14 protein-coding genes and 2 riboswitches are annotated in these 15,404 nt (G+C 37.8%); of the genes, 7 read left to right on the forward strand and 7 right to left on the reverse strand.

What is annotated here, in order from left to right; translation table 11 throughout:
- Positions 1-30 precede the first annotated feature (30 nt).
- Positions 31-137: riboswitch (SAM riboswitch) on the reverse strand.
- A gap of 141 nt (positions 138-278) precedes the next feature.
- Positions 279-1,454: a pyridoxal phosphate-dependent aminotransferase gene (locus CKJ95_RS14255; RefSeq protein WP_099354113.1), complete on the reverse strand. Its 1,176-nt coding sequence runs from the start codon at positions 1,452-1,454 to the stop codon at positions 279-281.
- A 96-nt stretch (positions 1,455-1,550) separates the two neighbouring features.
- On the opposite strand from CKJ95_RS14255, the gene CKJ95_RS14260 reads away from it, so the two are divergent.
- From CKJ95_RS14260 to mtnA, 3 genes are all read left to right on the forward strand, one after another.
- Positions 1,551-2,342, forward strand: coding sequence for a carbon-nitrogen family hydrolase (locus tag CKJ95_RS14260; RefSeq protein ID WP_099354114.1), 792 nt, complete (start codon positions 1,551-1,553; stop codon positions 2,340-2,342).
- An 86-nt stretch (positions 2,343-2,428) separates the two neighbouring features.
- A riboswitch (SAM riboswitch) is annotated at positions 2,429-2,563 on the forward strand.
- Positions 2,564-2,818: 255 nt separating this feature from the next.
- Positions 2,819-4,009: an S-methyl-5-thioribose kinase gene (mtnK, locus tag CKJ95_RS14265; protein ID WP_099354115.1), complete on the forward strand. Its 1,191-nt coding sequence runs from the start codon at positions 2,819-2,821 to the stop codon at positions 4,007-4,009.
- Positions 4,010-4,013: 4 nt separating this feature from the next.
- Complete coding sequence (mtnA, locus tag CKJ95_RS14270) at positions 4,014-5,063, forward strand: S-methyl-5-thioribose-1-phosphate isomerase (protein ID WP_099354116.1); 1,050 nt, start codon at positions 4,014-4,016, stop codon at positions 5,061-5,063.
- A gap of 51 nt (positions 5,064-5,114) precedes the next feature.
- Here the strand turns inward: mtnA and CKJ95_RS14275 are convergent, their stop codons facing one another.
- On the reverse strand, positions 5,115-5,603 hold the full coding sequence (locus CKJ95_RS14275; protein WP_099354117.1) for a methylated-DNA--[protein]-cysteine S-methyltransferase: 489 nt from the start codon (positions 5,601-5,603) through the stop codon (positions 5,115-5,117).
- A 113-nt stretch (positions 5,604-5,716) separates the two neighbouring features.
- A complete protein-coding gene (locus CKJ95_RS14280) occupies positions 5,717-7,477 on the reverse strand; it encodes a methyl-accepting chemotaxis protein (RefSeq protein ID WP_099354118.1) in 1,761 nt (586 codons plus the stop codon).
- Between the two features lie 209 nt (positions 7,478-7,686).
- Between CKJ95_RS14280 and CKJ95_RS14285 the strand changes: the two genes are divergently transcribed.
- On the forward strand, positions 7,687-9,432 hold the full coding sequence (locus tag CKJ95_RS14285) for a B12-binding domain-containing radical SAM protein (RefSeq protein WP_099354119.1): 1,746 nt from the start codon (positions 7,687-7,689) through the stop codon (positions 9,430-9,432).
- Between the two features lie 223 nt (positions 9,433-9,655).
- On the opposite strand, the gene CKJ95_RS23425 is transcribed toward CKJ95_RS14285, so the two are convergent.
- Positions 9,656-9,811, reverse strand: a complete 156-nt coding sequence (locus tag CKJ95_RS23425; protein WP_099354306.1) for a hypothetical protein — start codon at positions 9,809-9,811, stop codon at positions 9,656-9,658.
- Positions 9,812-9,956: 145 nt separating this feature from the next.
- On the opposite strand from CKJ95_RS23425, the gene CKJ95_RS14295 reads away from it, so the two are divergent.
- Positions 9,957-10,313 (forward strand): DUF3905 domain-containing protein, encoded by a 357-nt coding sequence (locus tag CKJ95_RS14295; protein ID WP_257215805.1) that lies wholly within the window; start codon positions 9,957-9,959, stop codon positions 10,311-10,313.
- A 161-nt stretch (positions 10,314-10,474) separates the two neighbouring features.
- Here CKJ95_RS14295 and CKJ95_RS14300 read toward each other — a convergent pair whose 3' ends face one another.
- The gene (locus CKJ95_RS14300; protein WP_099354121.1) at positions 10,475-11,824 is read right to left on the reverse strand and encodes a TrkH family potassium uptake protein; all 1,350 of its coding nucleotides are present in this window, start codon (positions 11,822-11,824) and stop codon (positions 10,475-10,477) included.
- A 231-nt stretch (positions 11,825-12,055) separates the two neighbouring features.
- Here CKJ95_RS14300 and CKJ95_RS14305 point away from each other — a divergent pair, with 231 nt between their 5' ends.
- The gene (locus tag CKJ95_RS14305; RefSeq protein ID WP_099354122.1) at positions 12,056-12,250 is read left to right on the forward strand and encodes an alpha/beta-type small acid-soluble spore protein; all 195 of its coding nucleotides are present in this window, start codon (positions 12,056-12,058) and stop codon (positions 12,248-12,250) included.
- A 47-nt stretch (positions 12,251-12,297) separates the two neighbouring features.
- On the opposite strand, the gene CKJ95_RS14310 is transcribed toward CKJ95_RS14305, so the two are convergent.
- Together CKJ95_RS14310 and sigI are read right to left on the reverse strand one after the other, a co-directional pair.
- The gene (locus CKJ95_RS14310) at positions 12,298-13,338 is read right to left on the reverse strand and encodes an anti-sigma factor domain-containing protein (protein ID WP_099354123.1); all 1,041 of its coding nucleotides are present in this window, start codon (positions 13,336-13,338) and stop codon (positions 12,298-12,300) included.
- Entirely contained in the window at positions 13,335-14,087 is a 753-nt protein-coding gene (sigI, locus tag CKJ95_RS14315) for an RNA polymerase sigma factor SigI (protein ID WP_099354124.1), read from the reverse strand. The genes CKJ95_RS14310 and sigI overlap by 4 nt, the downstream gene beginning before the upstream one ends.
- A 356-nt stretch (positions 14,088-14,443) precedes the next feature.
- On the opposite strand from sigI, the gene ku reads away from it, so the two are divergent.
- Positions 14,444-15,376 (forward strand): non-homologous end joining protein Ku, encoded by a 933-nt coding sequence (ku, locus tag CKJ95_RS14320; RefSeq protein ID WP_099354125.1) that lies wholly within the window; start codon positions 14,444-14,446, stop codon positions 15,374-15,376.
- Positions 15,377-15,404 lie beyond the last annotated feature (28 nt).

Below are 15,404 nucleotides of genomic sequence, written 5' to 3' on the forward strand. Positions count from 1 at the left end.
TTCATAAGAAGAGGTTAGCAAACTAACATCTTCTTATCTCTCAGCTTAACGCTGCAAGAATTAGCACCGTGCTTACAATTTGTAAGTCGGTTGCCGGGCTTCACTGGGCCAGTCCCTCCGCCTGCTCTTAATAAGAAAATAGATTCTATTTATTATGTTGAGCCTTGTTTTAAACAAGCTCAACGTTTATTTAACTTTTACGAATTTGGAATTTAACTAGGATTATGACAGGAATTATTTTTCTTGTCAAACGTTTTTTAATTTTTGAATATTAATGGTTATTTAAACAGGTTTAGTTCTTTAATACGATTAGCAGCTTCAACAAGTCTATCCTCGTCAGTTAAAAGCCCGACACGTACATATCGATCACCATATTCGCCAAAACCGATTCCTGGTGCAACAGCAACATGGGCTTTTTCTAGTAATAGATCTGCAAAGCTAACCGATGTATAACCTTCAGGAACAGGTAGCCACGCGAAAAATGAGCCTGCAGGTGCTTTTACCTTCCACCCTAGTGTATGTAATGCACCGAAAAATGCGTTACGTCTTGATTCATATTTGTCGACTAATTCTTTTACACAGTCCTGTGACTCTGTCAGTGCGACTGCAGCTGCTGCTTGAACTGGACTAAACAAACTAACGTACATATGGTCTTGAATTAAATTTATTGCTTCGATTACGCTCGGATTTCCTACAGCAAAACCAACTCTCCAGCCTGCCATATTATAGGTCTTTGAAAGTGTATATATTTCAATACCGATATCTTTGGCACCTTCCACTTCCAGAAAGCTGATTGGCTTTTTCCCCTCATATCCAATCGCACCATATGCAAAATCATGTACCACACAAATATTATGTTCTTTCGCAAAAGAAATTGTTTCTTCAAAAAATTCTTTCGTTGCAATAGCCCCTGTTGGGTTATTCGGGTAATTTAAGAACATTACCTTTGCTTTTTCAAGCTTTTTTGAATCAATTTCTGTGTAATCTGGTAGAAACTCATTCTCTTCTTTCAGAGGCATATAGGCCATTTCAGCTCGTGCAAGTTCAACACCAGACCAATAGTCTGGATAACCAGGGTCAGGTACTAATGCAACATCCCCAGGATTTAATAGACATTGTGGAATCTCTACCAATCCAGCCTTTCCACCAAATAAAATCGCGATTTCTGTTTCGGGGTCAAGTTCAACACCATATTCACGTTGATAAAATTCTGCTGCTGCCTTCTTTAAGAATGTATGGCCTCGAAACGGAGAATATTTATGAAATTTAGGCTGGTCGGCGGCATTTTTCAATGCTTCAACGATATGCTGAGGCGTAGGTTGATCCGGATTCCCCTGACCTAAATTTATTACATCATGCCCTTGGGCAATTACATTGTTCACCTTAGCTACAAGTGAAGCAAAAAATTGTTTCGGTAATTTTTGTAGAATTTCAGATTGTTGGAAATTTTTCATATATACACCTTCTTCAAAATACTTGAAATACTAACCCAAAATAATATATTGTTAGAGTTAACTTGTAAAGTATTATTTTCACTGGGAGGATACCAAATGAATCTTAAAATTGCTTGTATACAGTATGATATTCAATTCGGTAAACCGCAAGAGAATTTTGCCTATATTGCTAAAGAAATCGAAAAGACAATGAATCAGGACAAACCTGATATAATCATCCTTCCAGAGCTTTGGACGACTGGATATGATTTAACTAGATTAGATGAAATTGCAGATGAAAATGGCGATGAAACAAAAACGTTTATAAAAACCTTAGCAAAACAATACTCTGTAAATATTGTAGCAGGCTCTGTAGCCAAAAAGACAGAGCAAGGTGTGACAAATACGATGTTTGTCTTTAATCGAGACGGAGAATTGCTAAGTGAATACAGCAAACTACATTTATTCAAGCTAATGGATGAACATTTATATTTAAAGGCCGGTGAAGCAAAAGGCGATTTCATAATTGAAAATGTACCAGCAGCTGGTGTGATTTGTTACGACATTCGCTTCCCTGAATGGATTCGTGCACATACAACAAGTGGCGCCGAAGTTTTATTCGTGGTAGCAGAATGGCCACTACCCCGCATTGAGCATTGGCGAACATTACTCCTTAGTCGAGCGATTGAAAATCAGTGCTATGTTGTTGCATGTAATTGTGTTGGAAGTAATCCTAATAATGAATTCGGAGGTCATTCGATGGTCATCGACCCTTGGGGAAACATTATTGTTGAAGCAGGTACTGAAAGCACAACACTAGTTGGAGAAATCGACCTTAGCAAGGTAGAAGATGTGAGAAAACAAATTCCTATCTTCCAGGATCGTCGTCCAAATTTTTATCATTCATAGAAATAAAAATATATTGACAATTATGTACATTCGTTGATATCATTCTTTTCAGTATCAACATATAATAGAATATCAATTAATTTGATCTCTTATCAAGAGTAGGCAGAGGGACTTGGCCCGATGAAGCCCAGCAACCGACCGTAATTCCATCGCAAGGTGGGGCGCTATCTTTTAGCGCTGGGGAAACCCACAAGGCACGGTGCTAATTCCAGCAGGAAGTGAATAACTTTATTCAGTCATGCTTAAAACCAGACTGAATAAAGTTATAGCCTCCGGCGGATGCAACAGATTTTCAAAGGTAAATTTTCGAGCATGCTCGAAAAAATCTGTGCGCAAATTCGCTGAAGGCTCATTTGATCTTCTTGGCAGATAAGAGGTGCGAAGCCGTGTCTTCAAGCCTCTTTCAATGAAAGAGGCTTTTCTGCTTTTAGAAAAGCCTCCAAACTACTAAATAATACTTCTGGAGGAATATAAATATGTCAATCTCATATCAATCGATTTACGAACCTTTAACAGAAAGCACTGCGGTGGCATTAGCCATACGTTTAGGTTTGTTTGAAGAAGGAACATTTTTAAAATGCAGAGAAATTGGGGATGGAAATTTAAATCTAGTTTTTCATATCACCGAAGAAGAAGGAAATGGCATCATCATAAAGCAGGCTTTACCATATGCAAAGGTGGTTGGTGAAAGCTGGCCATTATCTATAAAGCGAGCAACTATTGAAGCAAATGCATTATTAGCAGCAGCTGATTATGTTCCAACTCTTGTACCAAAGGTTTATTATTCTGATGAGATTCTAGCTATTACGGTAATGGAAGACCTCTCCCACTTGCAAATCTCAAGAGCCGGTCTCATTGAAGGTAAAAACTTCCCACTTTTGTCTGAGCACATTGGAACATTTTTAGCTAAAACTTTATTTCACACTTCAGATTTTGGACTAGAGCCAACAAAGAAGAAAATATTGGTGCAAAAATTTATTAATCCTGATCTATGTAAAATTACGGAGGACCTTGTTTTCACAGATCCATTTTTCGATATCGATACAAATAACTTCGAAAAGGAATTACAAAAAGATGTTGAACAAATCTGGGCTGACCAACCTCTAAAGCTTGAAGTTGCAAAACTTAAGCAGAAGTTCTTAACTCAAGCAGACGCCCTATTGCATGGCGATTTGCATACAGGAAGTATTTTCGCAAGCGAAACAGAGACTAAAGTTATCGATCCTGAATTTGCTTATTTTGGCCCACTAGGTTTTGATATCGGCCAATTTATTGCAAATCTATTATTAAATGCGATCTCAAGAGATTCTCAGTATCGTGAGCCATTATATGAACATATCGATAAAACATGGGATGTGTTTTCTACTACTTTCTCAGACCTCTGGAAGAATGAAGCTGTAGAACTTTATCGTGATACGGAAGGCTATTTGGAATATGTTCTTGAGCAAACTTTTGAAGATGCGATTGGTTTTGCAGGCTGTGAAGTGATACGTAGAACAATCGGACTTGCTCATGTTGCCGACTTAGACGGCATTGAAAACTATGAACAAAGAATTGCAACTAAACAGCATGCACTCCGTTTAGGTAAAGAATTAATACAAGAACGCAAGTCAATCAAGGAACTTGGAACTCTACGAAACTATGTAGAAAAAACAGCTAAGGAGTGACAACATGACCTACATCAAAACAGTTCCCCAATCCGTTCAGTGGAGTGAAACACATATTAAACTATTAGATCAAACAAAACTTCCGTTAGAGACTGTGTTTATCAACCTTTTAACAATTCAGGATGTTTGGGACAGTATTACCACTTTAAAAGTCCGTGGAGCTCCAGCGATAGGAATTACAGCTGCTTTTGGATTAGCATTGTCTGCTCAAGGCTATGAGGAAACATCCTTAGAAGAATTTAAGGAAAACCTACTAAAAGATAAAGAATACTTAGCAAGCTCACGCCCTACTGCTGTAAATCTGATTTGGGCGTTAAACCGTCTAGTTGCAAGCATCGAAGCTTCAAAGTCTGTGAACGAAGCAAAAACAACACTTGTCCACGAGGCAATTCGAATTCAAGCAGAAGATGAAGGGGTCTGCCGCCAAATTGGGGAAAATGCACTTACTCTATTCAAGGATGGATTTAAAGTGTTGACAATTTGCAATGCGGGTTCAATCGCAACAGCTCGCTATGGGACAGCATTAGCACCGTTCCATCTTGCGGCACAACAAGGAATTAATCTATCAGTCTATGCATCAGAAACAAGGCCAGTATTACAAGGAGCTCGACTAACAACTTGGGAGCTACTTCAGTCAGGTGTGGATGTAACACTCATTACGGACAATATGGCCGCCCATACGATTTTGGAAAAAGGGATTGATGCCATCATCGTAGGTGCTGATCGAATTACAGCAAATGGGGATACTGCCAATAAAATCGGTACCTTCAATTTGGCGGTATTAGCAAAAACATTCGGTATTCCTTTTTATGTCGCGGCACCACTTTCTACTTTTGATGTGACATTAGAAAGTGGTAAAGAAATTCCAATTGAGGAACGAAATCCAGAAGAAGTGACTCATTTGGGTGGTGTACGCGTCGCTCCAGAAGGCGTAAAAGTGTACAATCCAGCGTTTGATGTTACGCCAAATGAACTGATTACAGCCATTATTACCGAAAAAGGGATTTTACAAGGTGATCTCAAAGCGGAAATCCAGCAGGTGTTTGAAAAATAAAAGAAAATCCAGTGTGAAATCACACTGGATTTTTTATGAGTTAAAAGCTCTTTATAACACGCCTTCCAATTCCAACAGTTTTTCTTTTAAATCTGTTCGTGTACCAGAGTATCCAGTCAATGACTTGTCCTTTCCTATTACACGGTGGCATGGAACAACAATCGGAATTGGATTTTTCCTGTTGGCTTGTCCAACCGCACGAACGGCTTTTGGATTATCAATGGCATTCGCAATATCCGCATAACAGCGAGTTTCACCGTAAGGAATATTCAAAAGTTCATTCCACACCTGTTCTTGAAACACTGTACCGCGAAATTTTATTGGGAAGCTGAATGTCTTCCGTTCCCCTCTAAAATATTCCTCGAGCTGATTTTTAATTTCAACGAGAGTAGCATCCTCCGGAGCATAGGAAGCCTCATATTTTTTATTAGCCACCTCCCAATCGTCCTCAGAGAGTGAGATGTCAACTAACTCCATTTCATAGGCAAGAATATATATGGTTCCAAATATACCGGTTTTCATTTCACTATATTTATACATCACGCAGTACTCCCTTCTCTTCTTTTATTTTACAAAACCCTGAAACATTTTGGAAATCCTATATTTACAAATAGTAAGCTAGTGCTTTGAATTGGCACTGGCATTTCCCCGCCTTATAGTTTGAATCTAGTAATCATAGTGTTCAGTCTATTTGCTAATTGTGATAATAGCTCTGAATGGTCAGAAATTGTTTCCATCGTACTCGTTGTCTGTTGAACAGAGGCTGAGGTTTGCTCAACTCCTGCTGCTGATTGCTCGGAAACGGCAGCGATATTATCAATCGATACATTCATTTCCACCGTATTGCTTGCGATTGTATCGAGGTTTTCAGAAATCGATTGAATCCGTTCAACCATGACCGTAACGGCATCATAAATATCCTTGAATGTTTGACCCGTTATTTGAATTTGTTTGGACCCTTCATCTACCTGGCTGTATCCATTTAATAAACCCTGAGCAACTGAGTTTGATTCCTTTTGAATACTATTAACAATTTCAGTTATGTCTTTTACTGAATGAGATACTTGTTCAGCTAGTTTCCGAACTTCATCTGCAACAACTGCAAATCCCCTTCCATGTTCTCCCGCACGTGCTGCTTCTATTGCTGCATTAAGTGCTAACAGATTCGTTTGATCTGCGATATCTCGGATGACCTTAACAAGGGTTGAAATTTGCTTCGTTTGTTCGTCAAGTCCCTTGACCTTTTCAACAGAAAACTGCATGATGCTGTTTATTTTATTCATTTGCTTCGTTGAGGCACTCATATATTCATGGCCCTTTTTCGTCATTTCCAATACGCTTTGAGACGACTCATTAATTTGGATTCCACTTTGATTTGCTGTTTGAATTTTTTCAGCATAATCATCCATCATTTTAGCTAATTGCGTAGACGAGTTTGCCTGCTCTTCAGCTCCTGTCGACAACTCTTGGACGGTAGAGGCAATTTGCTGGCTCGCTGCTTTCACTTCACTTGACGAGATCATTAATTCGGAACTCTTTGTTGTTACTTGTTCGGAAACTGTTGTAATTTCGCGAATCATCGACCGAAGGCTTTCATTCATTACATTTAATGAATTGCTGAGCAACCCTATTTCATCATGTCCTTTCACTTGAATGACATCGACATTTAGGTTCCCCTCCGCAATTCGATTCGAAATTCCAATCAATTTATTAAGCTGCTTTCCGATATTTCGACCGATTATCACAAGGCTCAAAATAGCAATTATCGTTGATATCACAATTGAAACGAGTAAAACAATAGCCGTTCCAGTTACATTCGAATCTGCTACTGTAATGGCACGTTCACTTTTTACTTTCATCTCAGCTCGCAACTGGTCCAATTGTCTGACAGTATCCTTAATTATTTGTTCAGCTTCCCGGCTCGCTTCTATTGAACTTAGCTTGTTTGCCGAAACAACCGCTGGAAAAACTTTCTCATCAAATAAAGTGGTGAGCTTTTGTTTATTTTCTCCAACCTTGTTATAATGCTGAAGCTCTATTGGTGTTAGAGATGGTTCAAGTTCATCAGATAATTCGTCATATCGTTTACTTAAGTCTTGAAATGCTGTAACATGTTTTCCATTACTATCTTGTATGTAAATACTAATCTCGCTGCCAAGCTGGTTGAAAACGCTAGCAATTTCGGTAATCATTATGGACTGCTCTCCGCTTTTTTTCACTTCTTTCATTTCATTGTTTACTTGATACAGCTGTACAAAAATGATGAAGGCCGATAAACAAAATAAAAGGATGGTAATCGTGAATGCCACTCCATATTTATAGCCAATCTTTAAATTATGCCACCCTGCGGCTAGTTTTGTAGGTGACTTTTTATGTACGTTTTTTTCCCGTTTTTCTCTTTTTGACCCCTTCAACTGCTTACCCCCTGCTTACTGCGTTTCTCTATTTTAGATATTTCGACAAAATCTCTGTTTCACTATTCTTTATTATAGTAGAAATTGTCGGACTTTGGAATGAATTCTGAGAATTAAACAAAGGAATATTCACTTGTATTTGGTCCAAGTAGCCTCCTGTGGTAAAATAAATAAGTTAATCATAGTGTTTTTAAATAAGGAGCAAGAGAATGAATATTGTTGTTAGTACGTTAAATGCAAAGTATATCCATACAAGCCTTTCCATTAGGTATTTAAAGGCTTTTGCAGCACCTGAATTTGATGTTACACTTGCTGAATATACAATTAAGGATCCAGCAATGAACATCGTTACTGACTTGTATCGAAAAAAGCCGGATATTATCGGCTTTAGCTGTTACATTTGGAACATTGAAGAAACCATTAAAGTCATTAAAATGCTAAAGAAAATAAATCCGGAGCTAGTCATCATCCTTGGCGGTCCTGAGGTGACCTATGACGTTCACGAATGGCTTGAGCGCATTCCAGAGGTTGATTACATTGTCGTGGGTGAAGGTGAAGAAACCTTTAAGGATCTACTCACTGCAATTCGTGATAATGAAAGTAAAGATGATATCAGTGGTGTCGCTTTCCGTAAAGAAGATCGATTGAAAATCAATCCACAACGAAATAAGCTCAATCTTAAGGATTTACCTTCACCATTTCGGTTTGAAGAGGACCTCGAACATTTATCAAAACGCGTGACATACATTGAGACAAGTCGTGGTTGTCCATTTAATTGCCAATTTTGCCTTTCCTCCATTGATGTTGGAGTGCGCTATTTTGATCGTGAAAAAGTCAAAGACGACATTCGTTTCTTAATGGACCATGGTGCTAAAACCATTAAATTTGTTGACCGCACGTTTAATATTAGCAGAAGTTATGCGATGGAAATGTTCCAGTTCTTAATTGATGAACACCGTCCAGGTACTGTTTTCCAGTTCGAAATTACAGCAGACATCATGAGACCTGAAGTCATTGACTTTTTAAATAAAAATGCACCTGCAGGGCTGTTCCGATTTGAAATTGGGGTTCAATCTACAAATGACCTAACAAATGAATTGGTTAAACGTAAGCAAAACTTCGCAAAGCTGCAGCGGACTGTAATGATGGTAAAAGAAGGCGGAAAAATCGATCAGCATTTAGATTTGATTGCGGGTCTACCTGAGGAAGATTACCAATCCTTCCGAAAAACATTTAATGATGTGTTTGAAATGCGTCCTGAGGAGCTTCAGCTTGGCTTTTTAAAAATGCTTCGTGGAACAGGAGTCCGAATCACTGCTGCACAGCATGATTATATCTATATGGATCACTCGCCTTATGAGATTCTAGGAAATAATGTTTTGAGTTTTGAGGATATAACAAGAATTAAACAGGTAGAGGATGTTCTCGAAAAGTATTGGAATGACCATCGAATGAACGAGACGGTAGAGTTTTTGGTTACTCATAGTTTTGAGACACCATTTGATTTCTTCCAAGACTTTGGCACGTATTGGGATGAGCGTGGATGGTCTCGAATTGGTCACCAGTTAGAGGATTTATTCAAGCGTCTGTATGAATTTTTACAAGCGACAAACCAACATCAGCTTCATGTTATCGAAGCTATCATGAAATATGATTATTTAAGAAATCAAAAATACAAGCCACGGAAACCATGGTGGGAGGACTTTGTAAGCAAGCAAGATCGGGCAACCTTCTATCAAGAGATTGTAGAAGACCCGAATGCTTTGGGTGAGGAATATAGCAAACTGAAGCTCCAGGAAAAAGATTTGTACAAGCATACAGTTGTAGAAAAAATTCCATTTAATCTTGAGGCTTATAAACAAACGGGTGAAATTAAATTACAAGATACGTATTTGCTCGTTTATTTTGATCCAATTGAAAGACAAGCAAAAGTATATTCCCGAAAAGTTTCGTAAAGAAAAGAGTCAGCGCGGCTGACTCTTTTTCTTACGTCCAGCTCCAACGCCTAGCCCCTCGAGGTCACAAGCCAATCCGTCAAGAAGGTCAAAGAGCAACCTTCTAGCCAGCTCGTCTTGTGCTTGTCGGACTTACACAGGACGTGTTGACATCGACGTTTGCCACAGGACGTGGCAGAAGTTAGTCGATGCTCCTTTTTCAAGGCGTTTTCGCCTTTGGGGTTTATTCGCCAGTACTGTTTCCTTTTTTGGAATTACGATTTGCACCCTTCATTGGGTTTTCATAATCTGCTTCTGCTGAAAATTCTGTATCAGGCATACTTTCTTTTGGTGTAAAATTACTCTTTCTCGCTGCGTCAAACTTCACTTTACGTTTCATATTTTTTACCCCCTTTTCTTCTGTAGTTTTCACCATGAATGTTATCTGCATAAATGGTAAAATACACCTCTTGATAAACTCTCCACTTTATAAATTTCTGGTTGTTGCAAACACTATAGAAAATGAATATGTGAGGTGTATAAGATTGACAAAAAAGAAAAAACAATCAGAAGAGATTGAATCACCCATTTTAGATGAAACGATGCCCCATCAAATTTCTGCACCATCTTTTAAAGGTACCGGAATTAAAATGGAGGAACCATTTGTCAACGAACATGGAGTGGTTATAGGCGATAGCCTATATGACTCCCCAAATTCACCATTGAATAATTGGAGCGATGAAGTGGATCCAGAAATAATGGCTGGTGACCAATGGGTGCATCCAACAAACGATATCGGCTGGAATACAGCCGAGAATCGTGAATTACTTGAAAATAAAAAACAACCTAAAGGTGTTCCGTTCATGCACCCCTCGCAAGACACTAGCTACGGAAACGACTAATTAGAAAAGTATAAGGCGCCCGCAAATCTGCGACAAGCACAAGAAAAGCGCTGGCAGAAGGCGCTTTTTGCCTTCAGAAGCGATTGGCTTGTGACCTCGAGCAGATGGCGCCTGAAGCTAGACATTTGAAAAAGAGCACCCAAATCGGGTGCTCTTCTGAATTATCCAATTATTAGTCTTTCTTTCGGGTAATGATAATTTGCATCCTTTCCTTTCTTACCAATAATGAAGATAAAGTTTAGGATACCGACCCGTCCAATAAACATTAATAACATAATAAGGATTTTTCCAAAATTACTTAAATCAGGGGTAATTCCCATCGATAGACCACAAGTACCGAAAGCAGATGCTACCTCAAAGAAAATTTCCGTAAATGTAAAATCCTCGGTAATGGTTAATAAAAATATAGAGATAAAGCAAGTAAAAAAAGCAAAAATCGTGACTATAAGTGACTTTCTAATATCATCTTCATGAATTTCACGTTTGAAGATTTTAATATTTTTGTTTCCCCTTGCAAAGTGATATAAAAACAATATATTTATCGCAAATGTCGTAGTACGAATTCCCCCACCAACAGAACTAGGTGAAGCTCCGATAAACATCATAGCACCTAGAAACAGTAATGTAGGCTCCGAAAATTGATTTACATCCATCGTTGCAAGACCAGCACTTCTTGTTGTTGTCGATTGAAATAAGGCATAGAAGAAGGTTTCATGCCAGTCCATCCCCTTAAAGAAATGGTTGAATTCCAATACCAATATCATCAACGTACCAAAAACAACTAAGGATAAAAAAGTAACAGTCGTAAGTTTCGTGAATAGTGAAAAACGATATCTTCCTTTTTTCTGAAAAAGAAAATCTTTTATTTCGACTAATACCGGGAAACCAATTGCGCCTAAAATGATTAATATAATCGTAACAAATTGGACGAAATAATCGTTCGCATACGGTACTAAAGAGGTTCCTGTAATATCAAACCCTGCATTCGTGGTCGCACTAACAGCGGCAAAAATACCATGAATGAAAGCTTCCTGCCAAGTATCAAAAAACTGCATAAAATAAAGACCTAAGATTAAACTGCCAAAGAACTCAATAATAACCATTATAATAATAATTTGTTTAAGCAGATTTACTAAACCTGATAGCTGTGATTGATTCTGATCAACCATAATTAACCGTCTTTCACGAAGACCAATTTTCCTACGAAATAATAACCAAATGAAGGTTCCCATTGTCATAATTCCAATTCCGCCAACCTGTAGAACGAAAATCAAAATGAAAATACCAGAAACGGTATATGTATCTTTGACTGAAATTACACTTAATCCTGTTACACTTACTGCACTTGCAGCTGTAAATAACGTATCAATGAAGGCCACCTCTACTCCTTCCTTGATAGCAAAAGGAAGACTAAGTAATATAACGGAAATCGTAACAGCCAAAAGATAGAATGCAAAAATTAATTGAGCTGGAGAGAGACCATTGAAATACAAATTTAACTTTTTCCACATTTTTTCTTTCACCCTAACCTAATTGCGAAATCTATTCCTCTATATTAAAGAATTATTTACCATATTAAAAGTCTTTTTTGTGTAAACGAACGGTCTTCTTTTAAATGCTTTGTCTTGATCGTTTTTCGTTATGATGATTAGTATGCATTTCCAGTATTGAAATTAATTATATTCTCATACTAAACATACAACGAATTAAACGTTGTTCATATTGAATAAGGAGTGAGTTAAATGGCTAGAAGTAGTAATAAATTGCTTGTTCCTGGAATTGAACAGGCTTTAGATCAAATAAAGTTTGAGATTGCCCAAGAATTCGGTGTTAAGCTTGGTTCAGATACAGCTTCACGATCAAATGGTTCTGTAGGTGGAGAAATTACAAAACGCCTTGTTTCCCAAGCGCAACACCAATTAAGAGGCGGAGAATAAAAAACTTCATAAAATGGACGAAAGCCGAGGCGTGTATGCCTCGGCTTTTAATCATCGTTATCGTCATCATCGTGATTTCTGTCTTTTCCACGATTATTGTTTTCTTTCCTTTGTTCTCTTTCTTCTTTTTTCCGTTCCTTTTCTTCCTGCTTCTGCTGTTTCTTTTCCCACTTCTCTTCAATTTTCTCTATTTTTTTTTCTTTTAAGTGGGGTGGCATATTGGAGTTTTCAATATTATTTTTGACTTTTTCTTTTATCTGTTCTTTTTTCTCTTTAAGTTCTTCCTGAACATCTTCAGCCTTTTGTTTTTGATTGTTCCTAAATTCGTTTATCTCTTTCTGCTCAACGGCCTTTTCCTGCTGATTCTTTTTCTCTTGGCGAGCAGGCGGAGCCTTCTGTTCTTCTACTGGTTTTGGAACCTTATCTTCTTCAATTAACAGCTTGCCCGTTGAAATCCCCTTATCTTGAGCCGCCTTCCTTGTTTCAACCGTACTTGTTATTGACGTAACCGCAATCTTTTCCCTTTTATATTCTTCTTTTATTTCTTCTATACCTTGCTCTAGTTCACGGTCTACATCTGTATTATGTGAGTCCGTCACAACGGTGGTAATTAAAACTTGCTTACCGTCCTTTAGATAGCCGCTTTCTTTACTATGTTCGATGATTTCTTCTGTGATCGAATCTAACGTACTATTTTTCCAATCTGGAATGGATTCAAGCAGTTTTTTCGCCTCGTCATTAAGAGCTTCTAAGCTTATGACTTGTAGGTTTTCATCTAATCCAACTTCAAAGCTTGGATTGATATCAATGGACATGTATGCATACACTTCATCACGCGATGAAAAAGGTATAAATAAAGATAAAAATAAAATTGCAACTAAAGAACTTGCTAATGCATAACGCCATTTTCTTACCTGAAAAAACCGAGACTTTGAAGAATTCCTTACCCGTTCGTCAACCGAAAAACAGGTTATTTCTTCGCCTATTTCATAGCTCGTTTTTGTATGTTTGGCTTTTACGAACTCACCATCAGGGGTTAGCATCGTAACATAATCATCGTTCACATCCATAACGATCCCCTTTTTCAACTCTCGAGCACCCCTTTTAAATAATCTTTTAAATAGACATATTCGCTAGATAAAATGATCGCCATTGCAATAATGTATTTTCGATTTCTCTCTATCGTTTTACGACTAACTGAGACCTTCGATTCAAGCTGCTTAATTGGAAGGTGTTTCTTTTCAAACAGCGTCTCCATCAGCTCTTCATTTTCTACAACGGCCTTTGATACCATAATAGCATTTTGTCTAGCATCTGCATGTTTTGGCGAAATTTCAAGGAGCTCTTGAAACGACAATCCAAATTCCTGCAATACCTTATGAAAATGGAGAATTTCCTCTTTTCTCTGTTCTTGCTCCACTTTCCTTTGATAATCGTCAACAGACAGATGAGCCTCGAGCTTTGATTGTGCTCCTTCCTCATCGGTTTCACCATTAGAGATAAAATTAATATTGCGTACTCGTGCTTCTTTACGAATGTAGTCAATCACTCGTCGTTTAATGAGGAGTTCACTAAATGATAAAAAGGAGCTTCCCTTTTCTTTCGAGTATTTTTCAATGGCCTCATTAAATGCAATAAGGCCGATACTAAATTCATCATCTGATTCATTTATATATCGTTTACAAACAGCAGAAACATTTTTTGCAATAAAGGGTTTATAGTCATCAATTAGTTTATTTTGTAGTTGTTGATTTCCATTTTGAATCTCTATAACGGTTTCTTCCAGAGTGCTTTTTCGTTTTCCAATTTTAAATAAAAGACTAAGCACCTGTTTCACCTCAATTCTCTTTACTATCTGTTAATAGTAGCAAGAGTTTGAAGCGAGATTCAATAACAATTTTTCACATTGGAATGCCCCAACAGAAAATATTACAAAAGAACTAATACGAAAGACTAATCTTTTATTGAAATGGTGACAAGCTCTGTAACATATATTTCTTTTCCGTTACATCCGCTTCTATTTTTGTAATGTTTGACTCATTTACAGTTTACGTCCTCGGTATTATTTTTGAGGGGGTAAATAATACTTTTTTATGAAATTTATTTCAACAGATATTGTTAGGTTATTATTACCATCATTCCTACCCCATTTAAAGGAAACAATAGTAGTAAAAAAGGAAAGTAGGAAATCATATGCATACGATGTGGAAGGGCTCGATTAGCTTTGGTCTCGTCAATATTCCAATAAAGCTTTTCTCGGCAACTGAGGACAAGGATATCAAGTTAAGAAATCTTCATAAAGAATGCAATAGCCCCATTCAATATGAAAAAACCTGCCCAAATTGTGAAAAAGACATTGGAAATGATGACATTGTTAAAGGCTACGAATATGTAAAAGGGAAATTCGTCATCTTGAACGATGAAGAACTGAAAGAACTAAAGGACGAGCACGAGGATAAAAGTGTAGAAATCATTGATTTTGTGAAGCTTGAAGAAATTGATCCAATCTATTTTAGCCGTTCTTACTTTATGGGCCCTGGCGAAAATGGAAGCAAAGCCTATGCACTGCTTCGTGAGGCTCTCCAAAAATCAGGCAAAATCGGAATCGCTGAAATTACAATACGTTCCAAACAACAAATGGCCATCATCCGAGTTTATAAAAACAGCCTAGTAATGGAAACGATTCACTATCCTGACGAAGTTCGGAATGTAGGCGAGGTTCCAGGTGTCCCAGAAAATGTGGATTTAAATGAAAAAGAACTTGATACTGCCATCATGCTGATTGACCAATTAACAACAGAGTTTAATCCTGAAAAGTATAAGGATGAATACCGCACTGCTCTCATGGAACTCATCGAATCGAAAATTAATAATAATGAGGGGACAACCTCTAAAGAAGCACCAAGGACAAATGTTGTAGACTTAATGAGTGCCTTACAAGCTAGTATCGAACGAACAAAGTCGAAGGAAACAGCCACACCCAAAAAAGCAGCAGCTCCAAAAGGAACAGCAAAGGCAACCGGAACTGCAAAGCCAAAAGCAACACCTGAAGCACCAACAGGCACGGATAAAACGACATCAGTCAAACCAAAAACGAGAACAACTCGTAAAAAAGTTGGTACCTGATAAGAGCTCCTAGTAAGGAGCTCTCCCC

The sequence above is a fragment of the Fredinandcohnia onubensis genome, assembly GCF_002734285.1.
GTDB lineage: Bacteria > Bacillota > Bacilli > Bacillales > Bacillaceae_L > Ferdinandcohnia > Ferdinandcohnia onubensis_A.